The following is a 22,761-nucleotide window of genomic DNA, read 5'->3' as shown; positions in this document are numbered from 1 at the left end:
ATTCAGCATTTGATGTACTGTCATGGGGTGCTGACTGTTGCCTCCGACATCGAGGTGCTGGCCCGCTTCGGCCGCGCGCTCGCCGATCCGATCCGCTGCCGCGTCCTGCTGGCCCTGCGCCAGGCACCGGCCTATCCGGCCGAGCTCGCCGACACGCTCGGCGTCTCCCGCACCCGCCTGTCCAATCACCTGGCCTGCCTGCGCGACTGCGGTCTCGTGGTCACCGTGCCCGATGGGCGCCGCACCCGCTACGAGCTCGCCGACGAGCGCCTCGGCCACGCCTTGGACGACCTGCGCGCTGCCGTGGTGGCCGTCGAGACCGACCGTGCTTGCGTCGACGCCGACGAGAAGGGCTGTTGCTGACCATGACCGCCGGGATATCGGCACCCCTCGGGCCGTCCCAGGCCCGCCGCGAAGCCCTCGCCAAGCGCGTACGCCTGCTGGTCGCCGCCACCATCGCCTACAACATGATCGAGGCAATCGTCGCCATCACCGCCGGCGCGGTCGCCTCCTCCACCGCCCTGATCGGCTTCGGCCTCGACTCGATCATCGAAGTCTCCTCCGCCGCCGCGGTCGCCTGGCAGTTCTCCGCCCGTGACCACGCCGTCCGCGAGGCACGCGAGCAGGCCGCCCTGCGAATCATCGCGGTGTCCTTCTTCGCGCTCGCCGTCTACGTCACCTTCGACGCCGCCCGGGCTCTCGTCGGCACCGGCGAGGCCGACCGTTCCGTCCCCGGCATCGTCATCGCAGCCCTGTCCCTGGCGATCATGCCGTTCCTGTCCGCCGCCCAGCGCAAGGCCGGCCGTGAACTCGGCTCCGCGTCCGCGGTCGCCGACTCGAAACAGACCCTGCTGTGCACCTATCTCTCCGCCGTGCTCCTGGTCGGCCTGGTCCTCAACGCCACCCTCGGCTGGTCCTGGGCCGATCCGATCGCCGCCCTCGTCATCGCCGGTATCGCCGTCAAGGAAGGCCGCGACACCTGGCGGGGCCGGGGCTGCTGCGCACCCACCGCGCGTCCTCCGCATCCCGTCGAACCGGCCGCGGACGAGACAGTCGCGTGCGGCTGCAAGCCGGGCTGCGCCTGCTGCTCGTAGAAGCCCGCACTCCCACCCCTAAGCGGCCGTGTGCGACACACCGGCGAGCCTGGCCACGTCCCGGGACATGAGGCGCCCCGCACCCTGACGTGTGCTTGTCCTCCGCGCCTGCCATGCCGTCCGCCGCCCTCTTCCCACCCGCGCCCCCCTGTCCGGGCCAGCGCCCGTGCACCGAGGGGTCGGGGATCAAGGGGGCCCGGGGTCACGGCCGGGAGTACTTCTTCAGGGGCGGAAGGTACGGCGATAGGCGTCGGGCGGGACGCCGACAGTGCGCTGGAAGTGGCGGCGCAGGGTGGTGGCGGTGCCCATTCCGGCGGCCTCGGCGACGGTATCGATGGTGGCGTCGGTGGTCTCCAGCAGCTCTTGGGCGCGGCGGATTCGTTGGACGTGGAGCCAATGCAGAGGCGTGGTGCCGGTGAGGTGCCTGAAGTGACGGGCCAGGTGGCGTGAGCTCAGACCGGCCCGTCGGGCGAGGTCCTCGACGGTGAGGGGCTGGTCGAGGCGTTCGAGGACCCAGGGGAAGAGCTCACCGAGGGGGTGGTTGCCCGGGTCGGGGACGGGGGTGGCGATGAACTGGGCCTGGCCACCGTCGCGGTGCGGAGGGATGACCAGGCGGCGGGCGATCTTGTTGGCGCTGGCCGAGCCGTGGTCGAGGCGGACCAGGTGCAGGCACAGGTCCATGGCGGCGGCCTTGCCCGCCGAGGTCAGGACATCGCCGTTGTCGACGTAGAGGACGTCCGGATCGATGTCGGCGGCCGGATGTCGCCGGGCCAGCTCCCTGGTGTGGGCCCAGTGCGTGGTGGCGCGCCTCCCGTCGAGCAGGCCGGCGGCCCCCAGGACGAAGGCGCCCGTGCACAGCGACGCCACCCGGGCACCGGCCGCGTGGGCCGCGCGCAGGGCGTCGACCAGTTCCGCCGGAGGTTCGCGGTCGGTGTCGGCCCAGCCGGGCACGAGCACGGTGTCTGCGTGCGGGAGGTGGTCGAGCCCGTGGTCGGGCTCCACGTGGAAGCGGTCGATGCGCACCGGGCCGGGTCCGCAGAGGGCGAAGTCGTACCAGGGGTCCACGACGTGAGTCAGGTCGGCTCCGAAAATCTCGAGGGCCACGGACAGTTCGTAGTGGAGCATGCCGTCGGTGACGGCCAGTGCGACGCGACGCATGTCCGAAAGTGTATGCGACATGTCGTTTCCGACGCTCGTGCGGGTCCCCTCGGAGGGTCAGGATGTCGGTGTCGGGCCGCCGGCGGGTCGACACCGCCGCGGACAATCGAGTACACGGGAGCAGTCATGGAGTCAGGCCGACTGGTGGCGGTGTTCGGCGCGTACGGTCACACCGGACGGTTCGTGGTCGCGGAGCTCGCCGCCCGCGGGTTCGTTCCGGTGCTGTCGGGGCGCGACGCGCGGGCGCTGGGCGAGCTGGCCGACGCCCACGGACTGGAGGCCCGGGTGGCGTCGGTCGACGATCCGGCCTCACTGGACCGGGCCCTGGCCGGTGCGGTGGCCGTCATCAACTGTGCCGGCCCGTTCGCTTCGACCACCGGCCCGGTGATCGAGGCCGCGCTCCGGGCAGAGGTGCCGTATCTGGATGTGGCCGCCGAGATCGAGGCCAACCTCGACACCTTCGCGCACTTCCGCGAGCACGCCCGGGACGCGGGGGCGGTGATCGTCCCGGCCATGGCCTTCTTCGGCGGCCTCGGTGACCTGTTGGCCACCGCGGCGATGGGCGATTGGGCCTCGGCCGACGAGGCCCACATCGCCTACGCGCTCAGCAACTGGCACCCCACCACCGGCACCCGGCTGTCGGGCGCGGTCTCCCGCGAGCGGCGCGGCGACTTCCGCCTGCGCTACCGCGGCGGGCAGTGGGAGCACCGCACCGATGCCGCGCCCATCGCGGAGTGGACCTTCCCGGAGCCGGTCGGACGCCGGTCCGTGATCGCGGAGTTCACGATGGCGGACGTCGTGACCGTCTCCCAGCACCTGACCATCCCCGACGTGACGACGTACATGAACGCCGAAGCCGCCCGCGACGTCGCCGCCCCCGACACACCGACCCCGACCGCCGCCGACGAGAGCGGACGCTCCGACCAGACCTTCCTCGTCGACGCCGCCGTCCGCTCAGGCGGCACCGAACGCCGGGCCACAGCCACCGGCCAGGACATCTACGCCATCACCGCGCCCCTCGTCGTCGAAGCCCTGGACCGCGTTCTCACCGGCCGCGCCAAGGGCGTGGGCGTCGCCTCTGCCGGCGAGATCTTCGACGCCCCTGACTTCCTGCGCGCGCTCGCTCCTCGTATCGCGTTCGAACTGCACCCCCAGGAGCAGGTGGCCTGACCCGGGCCGCCGCCGACTCGTCGAGCGTGCGCCCTGAGGGAGCCGTGAGGACGGACGCCGCGACGACTTCCCCCGATCACCTCACTGTGACGCGCTCTCCGATGACTGAACCCGTGTTGGCAGAACCCGGTTCCGGCTCGCTTTCCGTGAACCGGTCACGAGTCGCCGCGCCGGCGAGCACTCGCGAGCCCACGCTCCGCGTAGACGAAGACCATGGGGACCCACTCGACACCCTGACAGCAGGGATCGCCGAGCATGAGACCCGGACTCAACTCCCTGAAGTGATCAGCGAGGAGGCGAGTCCCGCGGTGCGCACCGCTGTTCGCGCCGCCGCCACGAATGCTGCGATCGCCGGGTGGGTGCCGCCGCCCGCGCGGAAGGCGACCTTCGAGCGACGGAACAGGGGCAGCCGGGTCAGGACCACCTCCTCAGGGGCGTGTGCGGCGGCCATCTCCGGTACGAATCCGGCGCCTTGCCCGATGGCGGCCAGTGCCAGAACCGTACGGAAGTCGTTGACCTGGTGACGGATGCGCGGCTGGAAACCGGCCGCCTGACAGGCGCGTACAGCCATCACGTGGCCGGTCGTGCCGTCCCGGGCGGTGATCCATGGCGCCGTGGCCCACGGCCCGAGCAGTCCCGCCAGCGTGTCACCGCGGGCCGCCGCACCACTCGCGGAATCGGTACCGTTGCCGGGGGCGGCACCCGTGGCCAGGTACATCGGCTCCTCCAGCAAAGGCACCTGGTCGACAGTGGTGTCCGGGGACGCGGGCACGAAGTCGTAGTCGTGGACGAGGGCCACGTCGAGTTCGCCGGCACGCAGGCCGTCGGAGACCCGCGCCGAGTCGATCTCCTGGACCATCGGTTCCAGCGCGGGGTGCCGCTGGGCCAGTTCGGCCAGCGCGGCGGGCACGATCGCGGGGCCGCCGGACGGAAACGTCCCGATCCGCAGCGGCCCGCCGATACCCTCACGTGCCCCGGCCAGCTCGGAGACCGCCAGTTCGAGGCGTTCGAGGACGGCGTCGGCGTGGGTGACGAGGGTGCGGCCCGCGGGGGTGAGCACCACCCGTCTGCCACTTCGTTCCAACAGGGGTACGCCCGCCTCGCGCTCGAGCACGCTCAGCTGCTGGGAGACAGCCGAGGCCGTGAAGGTCAGCGCCTCGGCCACGGCCGCGATGGTGCCGCGTCGGTCCAGTTCGCGCAGCAGGTGGAGACGTCGGACATCAAGCATAAGTTCAGCTTACGCATAGGCGAAGAAACATGTACTGGATCTACTGGGTCTGTGTCGGTCAGGCTGGGCGCATGAAGCGCGAAGCGAACCTCACCGGCCTGTTTGTCCCCTTGGTGACCCCGTTCACCGACGACCTGCGCCTCGCCCCGGACGCGCTCGCCCGCCTCGCCGACGAGGCGCTCTCGGCCGGCGGCGCTCGCGGACTTGTCGCCCTGGGCACCACCGCGGAGGCGGCCACGCTGACTACCGAGGAGAAGCGGGCCGTGATCCGTATCTGCTCGGCCGCCTGCCGGGCCCACGGAGCTCCGCTGATCGTCGGCGTCGGCACGAACGACACCGCCGCCGCCATCAGGACACTGCGGGAGCTCGCCCAGAGCGGTGACGTCGCCGCCGCGCTGGTTCCCACGCCGCCCTACACCCGGCCCGGCGAGGCGGGAACACTGGCACACTTCGCGGCACTCGCCGATCACGGGGGTCTGCCCCTGGTCGTCTACGACATTCCGTACCGCACCGGTCAGCACCTCGGCACCGGCGCGCTGAACGCGCTCAGGCGCCTGCCGCAGGTCGTCGGGGTCAAGTACGCGACCGGTGCGATCGACGCGGCCACGATGGAGCTGCTCGCCTCGTCGGCTCCGGGCTTCACGGTGCTCGGCGGCGATGACGCCGTCATCTCGCCGCTGCTCGCGGCGGGCGCACACGGTGGCATCCTCGCGTCGGCCAATGTCCGCACCACTGACTACACCGAACTCATCTCGCTGTGGCATCGCGACGCCACCGGACCGGCCCGCAGACTGGGAGCCGAGCTGGCCCGGCTGTCCGCCGCGCTCTTCGCCGAGCCGAACCCGACCGTACTCAAAGGGGTGCTGCACGCCCAGGGCCGTATCCCCAGCCCGGCCGTCCGGCTGCCGCTGCTGGCCGCCTCCGCCGGCTCGGTCCGGCGAGCGGTGGACCTGGCCGCCGCCAGGACTCAAGAGGCCGCGGCCTGACACGGGCTCGCGGCCCCCGGAGAATCCGGTGAGCTTCGACGCGAGCCATGGGGGCCCGCCCGCGCCCGCGCCGCCGCCACCGTGCCGGGCTTCGTCCGGGGCGAGGTCCTTGACGCAGGAGACGCCGGCGTCCGTGTCCGCGGGCTGAGCCCCCGGCCCGGCACTTGCCAGGAGATCCGCGGTCGCGTGCAACCCCCGGTCGGGCAACGGGAGTAGAAGGAAGTGAAGAGGCCCTCCGGCCCATTCACCCCACTTCCCGTAGGAGCATCGTGTCCAGCAGCATCAAGAAGCTCGCGGTCGCCGTCGGCGTGGCCGCCATCGTGGTCAGTACACCGGTAGCCGGTGCCTGGGCGGTCGACGGAGTGCCCGGTGACACGTCCGGAAAGGGGCTGCGGACCCAGTCAGTCGCGGAGGGCGAGCAGCACCCGCCTCGGCACGCGCAGGACGAGGAGCAGCGGACCGTGGCCCGTACCGTCGGTTCCGGAATCGTCGACGGCAAGGAGTGGTCGGTGACGCTGCGGTTCTATCCGGAGGTTCCGGAGGACTTCCCCTCCACCGATGGGACCTCCGGCTTCGGTGACTCCCGGCCCCAGAATCCCGCATTGCTCTGTCAGCGGGTGTTCATCGGCGGGGTCCAGGTCGATCACCAGGCGGGGCCGTGGGCGGGCTGCTCCGTCGTGGCCGGCCGGGACGACTTCGTCGAGGGCGCCGGGCTGCACGGTCTGACCGACAAGGGCGCGTCCGGGACTCGGATCTTCGTCGGCAACCCCGCTTCGGGCACGGCCTCGGCCCGTCTGACGCTCGACGGCGGTACGGTCCGTACCGCTGAGGTGGTGACGCTGCCGGGGACCTCGTACCGTGCGTTCGCCCTGCCCGTCGCCGACGGGGAGACCATCGCGTCCGTCGACACCTTCGACGGACAGGGCAACCGGCTGACCCACGAGACGTACTGGGACTGATCCGCCGGTCCCGGTCCCCGGGTGCCGCACGCATCCGGGGGCCGGTCCGTACTGTCCGCCCGCCCACACACCCGCAGGGACAACTCTTCGTGCACATCGGACCGGCCCGCGATGCCGAAGGCGACTTCACGGCGTTCATCTCGGCCTACTGGAGCCGCCTGGTCAGGACCGCCTACATGCTGACCGGCGATTTCCATGAGGCAGAGGATCTGGTGCAAACGACGCTGATCAAAGTGCACGCGCGGTGGGACCGGGTGCGGCGGGAGGACGCCGACGCCTATGTGCGGCGCGCGCTGGTGAACAACAACCGCAGCCGCCACCGTCGCAGACGAGTCGTCCACTGGCTCACCCCTCTGCTTCCGGACCGTCCGCAGCGGTCCGGCGAAACCGAACGCCTGGAGCAGCGCGACGTGCTGATGGAAGCCCTGGCCGAACTCCCCGAACGGCAACGTGCGGTGGTCGTCCTCCGCTATTGGGAGGACCTCGAGGTGGGCGAGGTGGCACGGACGCTCGGCTGCACGCCCGGCACGGTCAAGAGCCAGGCCTCCCGCGCTCTCGCCAAGCTGCGGGCACACCCCGCGCTGGCGGCGCACGACCGCGCCGATCTCGGAGGTGCCGCATGACAGCCCCCCACACACCCGGCGGGCAACCAGATACCTCGGGCGCTCCGGGTGCTTGCGTGCCGGACCGGATCGGCCCCCCGTACGCCGGCGATCGCGCACCGGATGTGCGGCAGGCGCTGGCCCGGGCGGCCGGGCGCAAAGCGCCGGGACCAGCGCCTGTCCAGGCCATCCTGGACGGTGCCCGTGTCCGGAGGTCGCGCCGCACCGCCGTGACCGCGGCGGCCGGGGTGCTGGTGGCCGGGGTCACGGCAGCCGTCGTCCTGCCGCTGCTGAACGGGCCGGCCCAGGACGACGGCCCGCGCCCTGCGGCCTCCTCCCCCTCCGTCCCACCGGTTCCCGACGCGTCGGAATCCGCGGAACGCAGCCGCGTGGTCCGCTCCGGCGACATCGACGGCACGGAGTGGTCGGTGACGCTGACGTTCCATCCGTCCGTGCCGGACGGCTTTCCGTCCGCTGACACCTCCGTCGGCGACACGGCCGGCCGCGACGCCGACGGAGGATCCGGTGGCGGTTCCCGGCCGGAAGACCTCTCGCTGCTCTGCCAGCGGGTCTTCATCGGTGGCGTCCAGGTCGACCACCAGGCGGGCCGTTGGGCGGGCTGCTCCGTCGTGGACGGTGAGGCCGACTCCGCCCAGGGCGCCGGGCTGCACAGCCTGTCCGAGAAGGGGTTGTCCGGGACTCGGATCTTCGTCGGCAACCCGGCCTCGGGAACGGTCACGGCCCGTCTGACGCTCGACGGCGGTACGGTCCGTACCGCTGAGGTGGTGACGCTGCCGGGGACCTCGTACCGTGCGTTCGCCCTGCCCGTCGCCGACGGGGAGACCATCGCGTCCGTCGACACCTTCGACGGACGGGGCAACCGGCTGACCCACGAGACGTACTGGGACTGAAGCCGTCGCCGGGGACCAGGGCGCTCCGCCGCCGCTCGAACCGCTCTACGCCGCTGGGAGCACCTCTGAGGTCCTTGATCGTCGCCCAGGTGCCCGGCGGACGGCGCCAGAGCGCCGTCCGGGCAGCGGCACCCGCCAGGCAGGTTCATGTGCGGCGGGACGGCGGGGTCGGACGTCGGTACGGGCGGCGAGAGGTCACGCGGTGGTCGGGGGGCCGGTCCTGGGGCCCCTGACCGGCGGCTGACAGCAACCACGGCACTGTGCCCGCGAAGCCCCGCCCGAGCTCTCCCGCTCGGGCGGGCTACCGAAAGGCTGTGACAGGTGTGATGTCGGGCCTCTTGAGAACGGTGGTGACTCATGGACGGGCCTCTCCATGCATGGCGCTGTTCATGGGCGGGGCGGGTCACCCTGTTCTGGTGAGGCGGGTCCAGCCTGCCGGCGGGGCGAGGAGTGTGCGGGCATGGGGCTTGCGCCTTCGGAGCCGCACCTCTCCCCGGTAGTTGCGAAGGATGAGACAGCCGAGATGTTCCAGGGCCTTGAGGGCGAAGCCGTTCGCCGGACACATCCCCTCCCCCTTCCCGAAAGGGAGGTAGGACCGCCTCTGGTCATCGGTCAGTTTCTCCCAGCGCGAGGGACACACCTCCAGCGGCCTGTCCCAAACGGCCTCTGACCGATGGATCGCGTGCGTGCCGATCAGCACATGCTCACCCTCGTGGACCGGGACTCCGGCAATTTTGTGATCGGTGGCGGCCACCCTGACCAGACGCCATGCTGTCGGATAGAGGCGCAGCGTCTCCCTGACCAGGGAACGGATCTCTTCGGGTCGTACTGTTGGCCGGTTGTAACCGTACTGAATGCCGAGAAGCACTACCCATTCAAGAGTTACGCCGGTGAAGCCGACCGTGGAAAGGACGAGCCGCTGCAGCAACTGCGCGCGATCCGCCGGAGACAGTTCACCAGGCAGGCCCAGAACCAGATCGACCAGGTCCTCCGCGTCCGCCGAGCGCACCGGGAGTCGTCTCAACTGCTCTGCGAATCCGGCTCGGATGAGGGGCACCGAACGGTGGGGTCTTCGCACCATGCGACCGACAATGTCGTCCGCGACGACGCTCGATGTCACGTAGGCATCGACAAGCGCGTTGATCTCGGGATGGCGCTGATCCGCTATGGCAGGAGCGAAGTACCGCCGGATCACTCCGACTCCCCACCGCTGATGCCGCAGACGGCTACGGTTGTCACTCAGCTCACGGATGGCGGCGTCAACGGCGAAGGCCGAATCGAGATCGTGCCGGGCCAGGACTTTGATCAGCTCGCGTGACGCCTCGGTCCGAACCAGATGGGAAACGGGCGTCGACCCGAGCCGGAAGAACCCGGACTGCGACAGGTAATTCTCAGCCGAGCCGACCAAAACTTCCCTGGCCGCATCGGCGTCGGCGATGAAGAGAGTCCCGAAGCGCAGCCTGAACGGCCCGTCGGTGTCCGCCGCCAACTGCTCCCACCGCCGCAGGTGAGACCACAGACCACGTCTGTTCAGGAACACGAGGTGTTATACCCGTCTGGCAGGGGGTGGGGAGGCGGCGATCCGATCGAGGCCCGCCCGAGCGGTTCAGGACACCGGGGTGTCATTTCCGGATGACGATGGCGCGGTTCGGCATTTCCGCTGCGCGTCCCGCGCCACAGCCACAGCGTCAGTCGCGCTGCCCATACTCGACAAAGTACCCGTGCAAGCGTGCACGCATCTCACCGCTGAGCGCCCGAAGGCCGCTGGTGATCCACGACATCGTGATCCTCCTCGTTGGACGGTTCCTTCGTTGTACGCGCCTGCCAAAGGCATTCCGCTCCGCTGGACCAGGACGTTACCTGAGTGGCAGATACGGGTGAACAGGCCCAAACCAGCCAAGGGGGGGTCCTTTTACTGCAGTCCCTGCCGCCGGCCGCGCGGCTGCGTCTCGGAATTCGCACATGGCCACAACCGCCCCACTGTCCCGGACGCGAACAGTCACCGATGCAACAGGGACGGCCCGCTCGATCACCTGCCCACGACGCGGCTGCGGCGCAATCGGCAGGGCTCAGCTCATCTGGACCCTGATGTGCTCGACGACGTGGTGGAACTCCTTTGTCGGCGAGAAATCCACGTATTCGCAGTCCTCCAGCGCCTCCGGTGCGTGGCCGGGGGGCCAGTAGAAGGCCTGCCCCTCGTGGTAGGTCTCATCGCCGTGCCGCGTCCGCATCTTCAGGCTGCCCTTGAGCAGGTATCCCCAGTGCGGGCACTGGCACAGGTCGTCAGGCAGCCCTTTGCAGACCGGCCTCATGTCGGCACCCTTGGGGAAGTGGGCGAAGGCTGCGGTCATGTTTCCGCCGACATCCCTCATACGCAGCTCCACACCACCGCCTTCGATCACGACCGGCGTCTCACCGCGCGTCGTCGCGGTCATCGCCAACCACTCCTCTCTTCCGCCGCCCCCTTCCATCCTGCGCCCCATTCACGCCGCCGACCAGGTATCCGCAGGGTGGGATGTTGCGGTTGACGCGGAAGAGATTGTCCCGGTCGTACTGCGTCTTGATCTTCCGGAGGCGCTCGTAATTGCCCCGGTACGCATCGGCGGTCCTGGTGGCGTCGTCCTCGGCCAACTGGAAGTTGACGTAGTTCCCGCCGGTCGTGAACGGACGGATGCTCTCCCAACCCCTGCGGACGGCGGCCACGATCCCGTCTCCGTCGGCCTGCGGAGGCCACCCCCCGGAGAAGCCGCTGATGTACCGGGCCTCCCGGTTCCCGACCGCTCCACCGTCGCCGTCGATCTCGTTCAGCGCCCCCGCGAGGTGGAAGATGACGGAGAAGGACAGGGGTGAGGCGACCTCCAGCGCAGCCTCGCGGAAGACCGGGAGGTACCCGCCGGGCAGCCCGGGGAGGAACTCGGCCTTCCAGTACTGGTTCAGCCCTTTGGGTTCCATGGAGTCGATCATCGACTGCTGAGCCACGTACGGCTTCGGGCCGATCAGGTTGAAGGCCGGCGTTCCAAGGGCACGCAGCGGGGCGAGGTCGGCCTCGGCGTTCGCGCCGCTGTGGCACACGAGCAGCGCGGCGACCGGCTTGAGGTGCCACTCGTCCGGGACGAACGGCGCCGGCGGCGCGAGCCGGATCACCGCCGCCGCCGTCAACTCCCGGGGAGCGGCCGCGGTGAGTTCCCGGTAGGCCGCGAGGACCTGGTCCGCCTGGCCGGCGCCCCATGCGGCCAGGCCGCCGGTGATGGCGGGGCCGACCCTGTGCAGCCGGAAGGTGAAGCGGGTGACGACGCCGAAGTTGCCGCCACCGCCCCGGATCGCCCAGAACAGGTCCGGGTTCTCCTCCCGGTCCGCGGTTCGTACCCTTCCGTCCGCCGTGACGATCTCGACCGCCTCCAGATTGTCGGCCGCCCAGCCGAACCGGCGCGTCAGGTAGCCGAATCCACCGCCGAGGGTCAGGCCGGCCACCCCCGTCTCGGACACGAACCCGAGCACCGTCGCGAGGCCGTACTGCTGGGTCGCCCGGTCGACGTCCCGCAGCAGGCATCCCGGACCGGCGTGCGCGAGACGGGCGGCCGGGTCCACGGCGACCCCGCGCATGCGCGACATGTCGAGCGTCAGCCCGCCGTCGGCGAGTGCCGTTCCGGCGATGTTGTGGCCCCCGCCCTTGATACTCAGCAGCAGGCCGTGGTCCGCGGCGAACCGCACGACCGTCGCCACATCCCGGGCCGAGGTCGGCTGGACGGCCAGCGACGGCTTCACCGCGGCCATGGCGTTCCAGATCAGGACGGTCTCGTCCCAGCCCTCGTCCCCGGCCGTCAGCAGCGGCCCGTCGAGCCGAGCGCCGAGTTGCTCGATCTCTGCAGAGGCCAGACCCACGTACCCGCCGTCGAGCCCTGCGACCTCGAACCTTCTCGTGTTCATGCCGAGTCCTCCTCCCTCGGTGCCTCCATCGCAGTGCGCAGCGCGTCCAGGAAGGCCTCCGGCCGCTCCGCGGCGGGGTCGTCCCGGCAGTCCTCGATCACATGCAGCGGCCAGCCGTACCGGGCGCTCGCCGCCTCCGCGGCCCCCAGCCGCACCTGGAGGTCGTGCCGTCCGTGGATCAGGTCGGTGGGGACGTCTAGACGCGAGAGATCGCCGGACGGGATCGCAGGCATGGCGACCCGCGGGATGAGACGGCGCAGCGCCGCCTGCACGCTGGGTGTGCGGGCACGGTCCAATGCGTACTCAAGCAGTGGCTGCCAGTGCTCTCCCGCCTGCTCGCCCACCCGGTCCATGTCGAGGAAGCACCGGTTGAACAGGCGGTCCCGGGTCCTCGGAGTCGGGCGGGCGACGAATCCCATCAGGGGAAACGCGAAGCTCGGTGCCGGCCGGTACGAGCCCAGCCCCAGCGTGTCGACCAGGACCAGGTGGGAGAGGTGATCGCCGTGGCGCACCGCGTACCGCGCGGCGATCGCGCCACCCAGCAGGTGGCCGACCAGTACGGGCGACTCTCCAGGGCAGGTCTGGTCGATCAGTTCGCCGAGCCAGGTCACAACCGTCTCGGTGTCGATCCGGCCGTCGTTCACGACCGATTCCCCATGGCCGGGCAGGTCGGGAACGATCACCCTGTGAGTCCTGGCGAGGTCGGTGATCACCCTGATCCAGACAGCGCCGAACTCACCCTGGCCATGCAGCAGCACCACGGGCGGACCGTCGCCGCCTTCCAGGACCGCGGTGGACACCGTGGTCAGTTGAAGGCGTCGCTCCGTGAGGGGCATGGCGGCGACGAGCAGGTCGCGCGCCTGCTGACCGGCGGACCGCACTGGTCGTGCCGTCCTGTGTCGGGTGCTCATGACGGTCTCCTTCCGCATGACCTGCCAAGCCCATGGGGTAAGAGTCCGCTCCCGGCGAGGGCGTCCGCATCGGTCTCGTCAACCAACTCGGCCGGCACTCTCCGTGTGGGTATTTCTGTGCAGGCGGCCAGGGCCTACACGAGGTCGTGCTCGTAGGCGTACGCCGTGGCGGCCGCCCGCGAAGAGACGCCCAGCTTGGCGAACATGTTGCTCACGTGCCGGGCGACCGTCTTGTCGCTGATGACCAGCCTGTCCGCGATCTCATGGTTCGACGCACCGGTCGCGACCAGGCGCAGTACCTCGACCTCGCGAGGGGTCAGACCTCCAGGACCCGGACAGGTGGCTCGGGCCGCCCGAGCCATGAGCTGCCTCACCTGTTCCAGCTCCGGTAGCGCGCCCAGCCGCTCGAAGACCCGGCGGGCGGCTTCCAGCTCCATCTCGGCCGTGTCGTGGTCGCCGATCTGGCGGCACGCGCGCGCCATCCGCACCCGCACCCGTGCCGTTTCGTACGAGGCGCCGACTTCATGCAAGTCGGCCCGCGCACGGCGCAGGGCGACGCACGCGGCCTCCGGTTCACCGGCGGCAAGGAGGACGGACCCGCGCGCGTAGGCGACCACCGCCCGAAGATACGGCGAGTCGAACCCGGCGGAAATCCTTTCGAGCTCGACCACCGCGGCCTCGGCGTCCGCGACGGCTCCGGCAGCGAGCTCGATCTCCACACAGCCGGCCAGCAACCTGGGTCGCTCCTCCGCCCCCTCGGCCTCCCCGACCGCCCGGCGGATCGCGGCGGCGGCGTCCGCGAGGCGGCCCTGCGCCAGCCGGAGCAGCGCCAGACCCGGCTGCGCCGAGTGTCCCCGGTCGATGGCCTCTCGGTAGCAGCTTTCGGCCCGGGAGAAGTCACCGCGCAACCGGAACAGCTCGGCACGCTGGTAGAGCGCCATGCCCATCACCGGGTCTCCGGGCAGGCTGGACAGGTGTTCACACGCCTGCCGGGCCTCGTCCATCGCGTCGGCCCATTCGCCGCGCAACTGCATGATCTCCGAACGGTGCACCAGGCACTGGCCACGATACGGCTTGAGGTCCTGCTGCGTGGCGCACCAACGGCTCAGCGCGGACGTCCACTCCTGCATGCGGCGGAGGTCGAAGATCCCGCGGCAGGCGAGGATCACGGCACAGTAGACGATTCCGGCGGCGACCGGCGACACCTCCCCGGTTGTCACCGCCACCATCGTCTCGTCCAGCATCGTCACGCCCTGCGCCGCCCGGCCCTGCGCGACCAGCGCCTGGCCCTGCCCCAACCCTCCGAACGCCCGGAGATCGGCGTCGTCGAACCGGTCGGCGATCTCGGTGATCTCCGCGAACAAGCGGCGCGCGGCCTCGGGCTCGCCACCATCCAGCACCCGAAGGGCCGCGGGGATGCGCAGATACCCCTGCTCCACGCAGTCCAGCGCCGCGTCCTCGAGCATGTGCCGCGCCCGTGCCAGCCATCCACCGCCGCGTGTGCGCTCGCCGTGGAGGACGAGCGTGAGCCCGATCCAGAAGGCACACCGTACGGCCGATGCCGCGTCCCCCTGTGCCAGGAATGCGTGGTGGGCACGCTCCCAAGTCTCGGTCGCAACGTCGACGGATCCGATCAGGTATGCCGCCCGCGCCATCCGGACCAGATCATCGGCCGCCAGCGGGACCTGCTGCTCGGCGGCCGACAGCTGCTCATACGCGTCCCGCCATGCCAGCCGCTCGTACGCCTCTCTCCCCTGCACACGTGGATCAACGGCGGTCATGAGTACTCCTGCGAGCAACGAGTCCCTGTGGGCAGCGTACGCGCTGAGCGCAGGTCGCGCCGGAGCCCTGCGCCGAGCCACCTGGCCAGGGCCTTCCGGCGGACTGAGTACCTCTTGGCGATCTCAGGATGCCGCTCCGGGTCGCTGGGCACGGACGAGCCTTGGGTTCCTGCACGTCCTTGCTCGGTTCGGGTGAGGTGATCCGGCCCGAATGTCTCCTCCCGTTGTGGCGGCATCGCAAGGGGGAGGTCCAGTGCTTTGCTTTTCCGGCCGGTCGCACTCCGCGGTCGCGGTCATGCAGAAGGGGCATCGTGGCGGCACAGAGCGAATGGAACGACGCGAAGGCCGAAGCCTTCATGGAAAAGGCGCTCGGAGACCTCAGCGGGGCCTTGACCACCGGTTTGTGCCATCTGGGCGACCGGCTGGGCCTGTTCAAGGATCTGGCAGCAAACGGCCCCGCAGGCAGCCAGGAGCTCGCGGACCGTCTCGACCTGAATGAGCGTTACGTACGCGAGTGGCTGCGAGGCCTCACCGCCGCAGGGTATCTGGAGGAACCGGAGTCCGGGCGCTTCACCCTTCCCGCCGAGCACGCCCCCGCCCTGGCCGACGAGTCAGGGCCCATGTTCCTCGGCGGCGTCTACCAGATGATGCCCGCCGCCCTGGCACCGTACGAACGACTGACCGAGGCGTTCCGGAATGGAGGAGGCGTACGGCAGAGCGAATATCCGGACATCCTGTGGGACGGCATGAGCCGTTTCACGGGCAGCTGGTTCGAAAGCGTGATGGTCGACGACTGGCTCAGCACCTTTCCGCACATCATCGAGAGGCTGGAACGGGGAATCGACGTAGCGGACGTGGGGTGCGGTGCGGGCCGTGCCCTGATCGTGCTCGCCAAGGCGTTTCCGCGTTCGCGTTTCACGGGGTTCGACCTCTTCCCGGCCCAGGTGGAACGTGCCCGGACGAACGCGGCCGAGGCCGGGGTCGCCGACCGCGTGACCTTCGAGACGGTCGATGCCACCCAGGGGCTACCCGAGCGCTACGACCTCGTCACCACCTTCGACGTCATTCACGACTCGGCGGAACCGAAGCGACTCCTTGCCGCTGTCAGGGACGCGGTCAGGGATGACGGTGACTACCTGATGCTCGAGATCAACTGCCACGACCGCCCCCAGGACAATGTGGGTCCTGTTGCATCGATGCTCTACGGACTCAGCGTCTTCTACTGCATGACCACGTCTCTCTCGAACGGCGGAGCCGGCCTCGGAACGTGCGGCATGCCCGAGGCGGTCGTACGCGGGCTGTGCGCCGAGGCGGGTTTCAGCAGCGTGGCCCGGTCCACGGCGGAGGACCCGTTCAACGTTCTGTACGCCGCCAAGCCGTAGGCGTCCGCGGATCCAGGGGCGCGCACGAGCCTGTGCGCGTGAGCTGCAGGCAACGGTCGCGATGATTCTCTTCGACGTCGTCGGTGACGCTGTTGTCGGCGCGGATTCGAAGCATCTCGGCTGGCGCCACCCGAGGAGGCCGAGGGTGCCGTCCATGGCCACCGGCTTCGGGTATGCGGAGATGTCGTGAGGGGCGGCGAGCGGATGGGCGAAGGCGTCGCGCGCAACGTGCTCGCGGGAGTAGCCGCCCAGCGTGATCGACCCGTCCTGTCGGTCGGTGCCGCCGTACGTCAGAGTCGGGACGTAATGACAGAAATTCACCCGCTCCGCTTTGCACGTAGCAATCGATCCCGGCCACCACGCCGGTGAAAGAAGCGAGCGGGCTCGGCGGCTCTGCCCGGCCCGTGCGGACGGGCCGGACCCGCATGCGCCTGTCAGCAGGTGGCAGCGCTGGAGATCCGTACTCCTGTCAGCGTTCCACCGGTCACGGTGAAGCTCGACTTCGGGGGTATGCACGTCGTGGCGCCGTACGACCAGCGAATGTGGGCGACATCGTCATTGCGGGTGTTCTGAACCACCAGTCCCGGCCCAGACGGACGGGACGGCAGGTTCTGCCAGGTGCTGGTGACATCCTGGAACTGACCGATCTTCACGCCGTTCTTGAAGAAGCACACATACGGGTAGGCGCAGGTGTCCGCGGCCGCCTTCGTGGTTGCGCGCTCGGTTGAGGCCACCGCCGTCGCCTGGGCAGCGACAGACACACCGCCGACCATCGCCACCGTCATCGCCACGCTTCCGAGAGCACGTCCTACTGCCTTCACGATGAGTCCCTTCGCTTCATAGGCGTTTCAAGAGTGCGTGGTTGCACCCGAATCCTCCGACGGACAGGTAACGTCCGCCGAGATCAATACCGGTCAACCACAAGACGATGCCCACGTGCGCTGCCCCACCGGACGAAGGGCCGCCCGGATGCTGCCCCTGCGGCCCGCCAAGCTGCAGATCTCCGCCACGGGCTGGCGAGAGGGGCCGGTGTGACAGGCACCGGCACAGCGAAGAGAGGCCCGGGCCGGCTGTCCGGATCCAGCGTTGTCGGGCCAGGTGGGCCCTGAGCGGCGTTGCGCTTCCTGCTCGGCGTGCTGGGCTTCGAGCAGGCGGTCGCCGTGCCGGGTGAGCACGGCGAGATCGAGCACGCCGTGCTGCGGTGGCCTGGCGGCGGTGCGCTGGTGTTCGGTTCGACCCGGCACACCGACAGCGTGCACGGGCGGATGCGGGCGGGAAGCAGCGCGGTCCACGTGGTGAGCGACGACGCGGACGCGGTGCACCGGCGGGTGGTCGACGCCGGTGGCGAGGTTGTGGGTGCCGACCTCCGCGGTCACGGTATCGACCATGCCGGTGGTCTCGCCGGCGGGTCCGCTTGAGGCTCTTGGGCGCAGCCGGTCTCGAACAGAGAGGACTCCACGAAGGCACCGATCACACCCCCGACCCGAGCCGCGCACGCCGGCATTCCCGGAGCCGGCGCCTATCGGCCGCCTCGCGTCGTCACGAGATGTCGGGCCGCGGTCCACCATGCCGGCGCGGAAACAAGCAGCTTGTCGGCGGCGAGGGTGGCCTTTTCCCCCATCGCGGGCGTGCGCGCCGATCCCGAACGGACGATGAAGGAACTCGAAGGTTCTCCTCGTCGGCGACGCCGTCACCGTCGCCGTCCGGGCAGGAACTCGCGGCAGGCCGGTCCCCTGCGGCCAGGCTCTCGGTCTTCCCGGACAGCTGCGGACGCGCGCGGCACCCGGACGGCGGCGACGACGCGTGCCCCCTCGGCACAGAAGAGTCGGCCCCGTTGTGACCGACGCGTTCCGGGCAAGCGACCAGCAGGGCTGGTTCAGTCCGTGCGGAACGGCCTCAAGGACGGCCAGTCGGTGAGGGGGTGTGGTTCTTGGAGGCGGCCCTTGCCGGAGCGGTCGCCCGCGACGTGGACGAGCAGGTACTGATCGCCGGAGAAGACCCAGAAGCGATGAGCGTCACCGGGAACCGGCAGGACCGCGTCGATCTTGCCCGTGAAGCGCTCCAGACCACCGAACGTCTTGCGCCACTGCGCGATCGGGGAAGGCCCGCTCACCCGCCGCGCCGACGCCGGGGACGCACCCACCTCGACCACCATGTACTCGCTGCCGGCGAACACCCAGAACCTGCCCTGCACACCCGGAACCGGCATCACCGCGTCCACACCATGCGGGAAGCCCACAGCCGCGCCGATGCTGTTGCTCCAGTCGGTGAGCGGGCGTGGTTCCTGGAGGCGGCCCTTGCCGGAGCGGTCGCCCGCGACGTGGACGAGCAGGTACTGATCGCCGGAGAAGACCCAGAAGCGATGAGCGTCACCGGGAACCGGCAGGACCGCGTCGATCTTGCCCGTGAAGCGCTCCAGACCACCGAACGTCTTGCGCCACTGCGCGATCGGGGAAGGCCCGCTCACCCGCCGCGCCGACGCCGGGGACGCACCCACCTCGACCACCATGTACTCGCTGCCGGCGAACACCCAGAACCTGCCCTGCACACCCGGAACCGGCATCACCGCGTCCACCCGCGAGACCGCATGGGTGCCGGTCGACGTCCGCCCGGTCTGCTCGGGCGAACCAGGGCCGGAGTCGTCTCCGACGACGGATGCCGTCACACCCGCTCCGACGAGGAGCACCGCCACGGCGATCGCCCCTGTGATCGCCTTGCGCCGCCGGTTCGCCCCCGCGGCCGCCGTGCGCCGCCGGTTCGCGCGCGGGGGCCGCACCGGCTGCCGCAGCGTGGCCTGCACCGTTCGGGGAACGCCGTCGGCCACCGACCGCAGCGCCTCAGCGAGTTGTGCGCTGGACGGACGCTTGGCGGGGTCTTTGTCCAGCAACTGCTCGACGATGTCGCCCAGTGGGCCCCGAACGTGCACGGAGGGCGGTTCGAAGGCGACGGCGAACGACGTGGCCGTGAGGTCCCCGCGGGCGAAGGGACTCTGACCTGTCGCGAGGAAACACATGGTGACACCGAGGGAGAACAAGTCGCTGGCCGGTCCGGCGGGCTGATCGCGCAGGCGTTCCGGGGCCATGTACTCGGCGGAGCCGACCACGCCCCCCGTGCCCGTGAGGCCTGTGTGACCGGACAGGGCGGCGATTCCGAAGTCGGTGAGCACGATGCTGCCGTCCGCGCGCAGAAGCACGTTGGCCGGTTTCACGTCACGGTGCAGCGCTCCGGCCGCGTGGACCGCCTCCAACGCGGACAGGACCTCCAGACCAACACGGGCTGTCTCCACCGCCGACAGTGGCCCGCTCGATCGCACCCGTTCGCTCAGCGAGCCACCCGGCACCAGTTCCATGACGATCCAGAAGCCACCGTCGAACTCCACCAGGTCGTAGATGTCGATGACGTGCGCGTGCGTCACCCGGGCGATCGCCCGTGCCTCCGTCAGCACACGCCGCATCGACGCCTGCTGCTCGTACCCCCCGCCAACGGCATGGAGCTCCTTGACGGCCACCGTCCGCTGCAACAGATGGTCCCAGGCACGCCACACCGTGCCCATGCCCCCGCTGCCCAACCGGTCGGCGAGCACATACCTGTCGGCGACGATTCGCCCGCCCACTCTTTCGATCACGACGAGACAATGTACATGCCGACTCCCAGGGCGATTCCGGTGATGCCCCTGCGTGATGCGGTGTGGCTGAGTCGCCTCCCGCCGGAACTGCTGCCGCGGCGATGGGGCTTCCTCAGCCAACGCGGCATCCACCTGGACAAGCCATGCCCCTCAGACCACGTCCGCGACAACATCGTGATCACGACCGCGCCAAGATCTGCCACCGAGACGCCCAGCGCTTGCCGAGCCTCTGATCAACCGAGCGGAGAGAGCGAGGGGTCTCGGGCCGCCCGTCACCGTGTCCTGATGTGGCTCTTATGGGCACCGCGGCGGCGGTCTCATCGTGGACCCGGTGATGCCGGCTGCCCCCACGGCGCCTCCAACGCCGCCCGCAGGAAGTCGACCGCCTCACGGCCGATGCGCTCGGCGAGCTGCTCCTCCAGACGTTCGAGGACGACGCCGGCCTGCCGGTGCGCGTTTTCTCCTTCCTGGGTACGTCGAATCAACCGCTGCCGGGCTGACGCGGGGTGCGGGACCTGCTCGAGCAGTCCGGCGGCGACCAGGCCGTGCACGGCCTGGTGCACGGTCTGCCGGGTGACACTCATGCGCCGGGCCAGCTCGGACACCGTGGTGCCCTGGTCGTCCAGCACGGCGAAGAGCTGGGCCTGCGTCGCAGACACCGGCGTGGCTCCGGCTGCTTCCATGGCAGCCGACAGCCCTTCCTCGAACCAGCGCCGGGCCTCGCCGAGAAGCTGGGGAAGGTTGCGGCGGGTGGCTTGCATCTGTTCCTCACGACGGGGCCGGGCTCGTGCCCAGCGCTTGATCTCGACAGCTTCTCATGTCAGGGTGCCTGACATACGTCCAGTGGTCGACCCCAGGAGACGGCATGACCATCGAATACGCCACCCGCTACCGGCAGGCGTCGCGCATTCCCGCGGAGCCCGGCAAGCCGTACTTCATCGAAAAGGGCGAGGGAGACCGCGCCCACCTGTTCGGTGACCTGATCACCATCTACGCGGGCGGTGAGCAGACTGAGAACACCTTCAACTTCTTCACCGTCGAAGGCCCGAAGGGCGACATCATCCCCGCCCACCTGCACACCGACACGCACGAGGTCTTCTACATCACCCAGGGCGCCGTTCGCCTGTTCGTCGAGGACACCGAAGGCATTCAGCAGGAGAAGTTGCTCACCCCCGGCGACTTCGGCTTCGTACCCAAGAACTGCCGGCACGCCTACCGCATGGAGCGCCATCACAGCCAGGTCGTCGGCGTCGCCGCCGGACCGGGAGGCACCTTCGAGCGGTTCTTCGAGAACCTGGGCGCGCCCGCGGACGAACTCGGCCTGCCCCGCCAGCCCGTCATACCGGCCCCCCAGAAGTTCGCCAGCGTCCCCGAGCAGTACGACGTGCGCTTCCTGCCGGACCACCAGTGGCGGACCCGGTGACGGCAACCGGGCCCTCGCTGCGGGAACTGATCGCCGCACCTCACCCCGACCACGCTCCGCTGCCGCCCGCCGCGCCGAGCGAGCCCGGCGTGATCGAACTGCGTGGCGTGCCGTACGCCGAAGTCGAGGGCAGCCGTCCCCTGGAACTCGACCTCTGGCTGCCCGGAGCACGCCGGACAGACCCTCTTCCGCTGGTGCTGTTCGTACACGGCGGCGCCTGGCGACGAGGCCGGCGCGACGACATGGGAATGCGCACACGCCATTGGTCTCCCCGGCCCTTCGCCCGCATCGCGGCAGCGGGCTTCGCCGTCGCATGCGCCGACTACCGGCTCAGCGGCGAGGCCACCTTCCCGGCCCCACTCGCCGATCTGCGCGCCGCCCTGCGCTGGCTCACCCTGCGCTCCGCCGAACTCGGCGTCGACACCAGCAGAACGGTCGTGTGGGGCGAATCCGCCGGCGGACATCTCGCCTCACTCCTCGCCCTGACCCACGCCGACCCGCCGCTGGCCGGTGCCGTGATCTGGTACGGACCGAGCGACCTCACCACCGTACGGGGCCCCTTCACTCCCGGGGACGCCGCCACCCCCGAGGCACTCATGCTCGGCACGGCCCCGGCTGACGCCCCGGAGCGTGCCCGTGCGGCCAGCCCGCTCGCCCAGGTCGACTCCGAGGCACCCCCGTTCCTTCTCGTCCACGGAGACGAGGACACCATGGTGGACTGCTCACACAGCCAATCCCTCGCCTCGGCACTGGAAAGCGCCGGGTCTCCAGTCGAACTGTGGACGGTACAACGCGCCGACCACGGCTGGTACGGGCTGCCCGACGACCAGGTGGAGCGGATCTTCGCCCACTCCCTGGCGTTCGCCCATCGTCTCGTGGCCTGACAGAGGGACCAAGGGTCCGGCGAACCCCTGCGGCCGGAGCACTGGGCAGGACCGATACGACAACTCGGCAGTGGACTCAGGAGCCGTACAGCTCGTCGACGAGCGCGAAACCGTCCGCGATCCAGGCCAGCTCGGTGCGGGCGCGGGCGATGAGGCCGTCGTAGGCGTACACCTTGTAGCGCACCGCGAGCTCGGCCTCGCGCCCGGTCAGTTTGGACAGGCGGGCCGCCAGGGTGGGGTGGGTGCGGTCCACGAGCGCGGCCCGGGTGCCTTCGAGCAAGCTCAACTGCTCCTCCCAGTACGCCTGCTGCTGCCGGAGCTGCTCACGCACCGACGCGGGCTCGGCGAAGTCGAAGTAGGCCGCCTTCAGATACGCCGGGTCGCGCTGTCGCTGGGGAGTCAGCGAAGACCCCATCCACTCCCGGAAGTCGGCGAGGCCGGCGTCGGTGACGTGGTACTCCTTCTTCGTCCCCTTCTTGCCCCAGGGCACCTCGACCGAGGTGAGCAGCCCGTCGCGCTCCATCCGGTTGAGCTCGGGATAGATCTGCGAGTCCGGGGCGTGCCAGACATGGGCCACCGAGCGACTGAAGCTCTTCGAGATGTCGTAGCCGGTCATCGGACGACCGGTGAGCAGCGCGATCAGCGCGTAACGCAGCGACAAGGCACTTGCCCCCCTCCGGAATTTCCCAGGCTACCGGCTATTGCCATCTAACTATATCC

The 22,761-nt window shown here is 70.0% G+C and carries 22 protein-coding genes; 11 read left to right on the top strand and 11 right to left on the bottom strand.

Translation table 11 applies throughout. The annotated features are described in order from the left end of the window. Positions 1 to 27 precede the first annotated feature (27 nt). On the top strand, positions 28 to 363 hold the full coding sequence (locus ACFW47_RS25940; RefSeq protein ID WP_386283775.1) for an ArsR/SmtB family transcription factor: 336 nt from the start codon (positions 28 to 30) through the stop codon (positions 361 to 363). A gap of 2 nt (positions 364 to 365) precedes the next feature. Beyond that, on the top strand, positions 366 to 1,094 hold the full coding sequence (locus ACFW47_RS25935) for a cation transporter (RefSeq protein ID WP_386307306.1): 729 nt from the start codon (positions 366 to 368) through the stop codon (positions 1,092 to 1,094). Positions 1,095 to 1,316: 222 nt separating this feature from the next. On the opposite strand, the gene ACFW47_RS25930 is transcribed toward ACFW47_RS25935, so the two are convergent. Continuing rightward, positions 1,317 to 2,252, bottom strand: coding sequence for a helix-turn-helix domain-containing protein (locus tag ACFW47_RS25930; RefSeq protein WP_386283777.1), 936 nt, complete (start codon positions 2,250 to 2,252; stop codon positions 1,317 to 1,319). Between the two features lie 126 nt (positions 2,253 to 2,378). Between ACFW47_RS25930 and ACFW47_RS25925 the strand changes: the two genes are divergently transcribed. Further along, positions 2,379 to 3,422 carry a saccharopine dehydrogenase family protein gene (locus tag ACFW47_RS25925; protein ID WP_386307279.1) on the top strand — a complete coding sequence of 348 codons (1,044 nt, stop codon included), beginning with the start codon at positions 2,379 to 2,381 and terminating at the stop codon, positions 3,420 to 3,422. Positions 3,423 to 3,690: 268 nt separating this feature from the next. Here ACFW47_RS25925 and ACFW47_RS25920 read toward each other — a convergent pair whose 3' ends face one another. After that, the gene (locus ACFW47_RS25920; RefSeq protein ID WP_386283783.1) at positions 3,691 to 4,650 is read right to left on the bottom strand and encodes a LysR family transcriptional regulator; all 960 of its coding nucleotides are present in this window, start codon (positions 4,648 to 4,650) and stop codon (positions 3,691 to 3,693) included. Positions 4,651 to 4,721: 71 nt separating this feature from the next. Between ACFW47_RS25920 and ACFW47_RS25915 the strand changes: the two genes are divergently transcribed. The 4 genes from ACFW47_RS25915 (at position 4,722) to ACFW47_RS25900 (ending at position 8,108) form a co-directional block, all read left to right on the top strand. Further along, positions 4,722 to 5,636: a dihydrodipicolinate synthase family protein gene (locus ACFW47_RS25915; RefSeq protein WP_386283786.1), complete on the top strand. Its 915-nt coding sequence runs from the start codon at positions 4,722 to 4,724 to the stop codon at positions 5,634 to 5,636. Positions 5,637 to 5,905: 269 nt separating this feature from the next. Then, positions 5,906 to 6,595 (top strand): hypothetical protein, encoded by a 690-nt coding sequence (locus tag ACFW47_RS25910; protein ID WP_386283789.1) that lies wholly within the window; start codon positions 5,906 to 5,908, stop codon positions 6,593 to 6,595. An 89-nt stretch (positions 6,596 to 6,684) separates the two neighbouring features. Then, complete coding sequence (locus ACFW47_RS25905) at positions 6,685 to 7,218, top strand: SigE family RNA polymerase sigma factor (protein ID WP_386283792.1); 534 nt, start codon at positions 6,685 to 6,687, stop codon at positions 7,216 to 7,218. 209 nt (positions 7,219 to 7,427) lie between these two features. Then, a complete protein-coding gene (locus ACFW47_RS25900) occupies positions 7,428 to 8,108 on the top strand; it encodes a hypothetical protein (protein WP_386283795.1) in 681 nt (226 codons plus the stop codon). 403 nt (positions 8,109 to 8,511) lie between these two features. Here ACFW47_RS25900 and ACFW47_RS25895 read toward each other — a convergent pair whose 3' ends face one another. The 5 genes from ACFW47_RS25895 to ACFW47_RS25875 all read right to left on the bottom strand — a co-directional run bounded on the left by ACFW47_RS25895 (position 8,512) and on the right by ACFW47_RS25875 (position 14,727). Continuing rightward, a complete protein-coding gene (locus ACFW47_RS25895; RefSeq protein WP_386283798.1) occupies positions 8,512 to 9,648 on the bottom strand; it encodes a cytochrome P450 in 1,137 nt (378 codons plus the stop codon). A gap of 529 nt (positions 9,649 to 10,177) precedes the next feature. Further along, positions 10,178 to 10,543 carry a hypothetical protein gene (locus tag ACFW47_RS25890; protein WP_386283801.1) on the bottom strand — a complete coding sequence of 122 codons (366 nt, stop codon included), beginning with the start codon at positions 10,541 to 10,543 and terminating at the stop codon, positions 10,178 to 10,180. After that, on the bottom strand, positions 10,521 to 12,035 hold the full coding sequence (locus ACFW47_RS25885; protein ID WP_386283803.1) for an FAD-binding oxidoreductase: 1,515 nt from the start codon (positions 12,033 to 12,035) through the stop codon (positions 10,521 to 10,523). The genes ACFW47_RS25890 and ACFW47_RS25885 overlap by 23 nt, the downstream gene beginning before the upstream one ends. After that, positions 12,032 to 12,946, bottom strand: a complete 915-nt coding sequence (locus ACFW47_RS25880; RefSeq protein WP_386283805.1) for an alpha/beta fold hydrolase — start codon at positions 12,944 to 12,946, stop codon at positions 12,032 to 12,034. The genes ACFW47_RS25885 and ACFW47_RS25880 overlap by 4 nt, the downstream gene beginning before the upstream one ends. 134 nt (positions 12,947 to 13,080) lie before the next feature. Continuing rightward, complete coding sequence (locus ACFW47_RS25875; RefSeq protein WP_386283808.1) at positions 13,081 to 14,727, bottom strand: LuxR C-terminal-related transcriptional regulator; 1,647 nt, start codon at positions 14,725 to 14,727, stop codon at positions 13,081 to 13,083. Between the two features lie 311 nt (positions 14,728 to 15,038). Between ACFW47_RS25875 and ACFW47_RS25870 the strand changes: the two genes are divergently transcribed. Beyond that, positions 15,039 to 16,109, top strand: coding sequence for a methyltransferase (locus tag ACFW47_RS25870; RefSeq protein WP_386283811.1), 1,071 nt, complete (start codon positions 15,039 to 15,041; stop codon positions 16,107 to 16,109). Positions 16,110 to 16,543: 434 nt separating this feature from the next. On the opposite strand, the gene ACFW47_RS25865 is transcribed toward ACFW47_RS25870, so the two are convergent. Further along, positions 16,544 to 16,894 carry a hypothetical protein gene (locus ACFW47_RS25865; protein WP_386284446.1) on the bottom strand — a complete coding sequence of 117 codons (351 nt, stop codon included), beginning with the start codon at positions 16,892 to 16,894 and terminating at the stop codon, positions 16,544 to 16,546. Positions 16,895 to 17,224: 330 nt separating this feature from the next. On the opposite strand from ACFW47_RS25865, the gene ACFW47_RS25860 reads away from it, so the two are divergent. Further along, entirely contained in the window at positions 17,225 to 17,527 is a 303-nt protein-coding gene (locus tag ACFW47_RS25860) for a hypothetical protein (RefSeq protein WP_386283813.1), read from the top strand. 458 nt (positions 17,528 to 17,985) lie between these two features. Here the strand turns inward: ACFW47_RS25860 and ACFW47_RS25855 are convergent, their stop codons facing one another. Continuing rightward, the gene (locus ACFW47_RS25855) at positions 17,986 to 19,854 is read right to left on the bottom strand and encodes a protein kinase (protein ID WP_386307278.1); all 1,869 of its coding nucleotides are present in this window, start codon (positions 19,852 to 19,854) and stop codon (positions 17,986 to 17,988) included. 197 nt (positions 19,855 to 20,051) lie between these two features. Then, positions 20,052 to 20,495 (bottom strand): MarR family winged helix-turn-helix transcriptional regulator, encoded by a 444-nt coding sequence (locus tag ACFW47_RS25850; protein WP_386283818.1) that lies wholly within the window; start codon positions 20,493 to 20,495, stop codon positions 20,052 to 20,054. Between the two features lie 104 nt (positions 20,496 to 20,599). Here ACFW47_RS25850 and ACFW47_RS25845 point away from each other — a divergent pair, with 104 nt between their 5' ends. Then, positions 20,600 to 21,157, top strand: a complete 558-nt coding sequence (locus tag ACFW47_RS25845) for a quercetin 2,3-dioxygenase (protein ID WP_386283820.1) — start codon at positions 20,600 to 20,602, stop codon at positions 21,155 to 21,157. Continuing rightward, positions 21,154 to 22,041, top strand: a complete 888-nt coding sequence (locus ACFW47_RS25840) for an alpha/beta hydrolase fold domain-containing protein (RefSeq protein ID WP_386307276.1) — start codon at positions 21,154 to 21,156, stop codon at positions 22,039 to 22,041. Before ACFW47_RS25845 ends, ACFW47_RS25840 begins: the two co-directional genes overlap by 4 nt. Before the next feature lie 76 nt (positions 22,042 to 22,117). On the opposite strand, the gene ACFW47_RS25835 is transcribed toward ACFW47_RS25840, so the two are convergent. Beyond that, entirely contained in the window at positions 22,118 to 22,702 is a 585-nt protein-coding gene (locus ACFW47_RS25835; protein ID WP_386283825.1) for a PadR family transcriptional regulator, read from the bottom strand. Between the last annotated feature and the right edge of the window lie 59 nt (positions 22,703 to 22,761).

Origin of the sequence: Streptomyces sp. NPDC058796 (genome assembly GCF_042745235.1) — a bacterium.
Classification (GTDB): domain Bacteria; phylum Actinomycetota; class Actinomycetes; order Streptomycetales; family Streptomycetaceae; genus Streptomyces.
Note: the sequence above shows the minus strand (reverse complement) of the source record. Positions and strands in the feature narration are given on the sequence as shown.